Annotated in this window: 1 pseudogene; it reads left to right on the top strand. The window is 59.3% G+C overall.

Annotated features, from left to right (window positions below):
• Nucleotides 1–258: pseudogene (locus tag RYX56_RS26670) on the top strand (IS21 family transposase); the annotation flags it as partial.

Here is a 258-nt window from a genome sequence, read left to right as displayed (position 1 = left end):
CACCAGCAGCTTCACGCTTCGCAAGGTGTTCTATACCGTGCCCTCACGGCTGATCGGGCATCGGCTGCGCGTTCGGCTTTACGATGATCGCCTCGATCTGTTCATCGGCGGCACTCACCTCATGACATTGCCGCGGGGGCGGTCGTTCAATAACGGCTCCCACGGGCATGTGGTCGATTATCGGCACGTCATCCATAGCCTGCGGCGCAAACCCATGGCGCTCCTGAAGTTGGTTTATCGTGACCAGCTCTTCCCAAG

The sequence above is a fragment of the Alkalihalophilus lindianensis genome (assembly GCF_032843265.1).
GTDB lineage: Bacteria > Bacillota > Bacilli > Bacillales > Bacillaceae_D > Alkalihalophilus > Alkalihalophilus lindianensis.
Note: the sequence above shows the minus strand (reverse complement) of the source record. Positions and strands in the feature narration are given on the sequence as shown.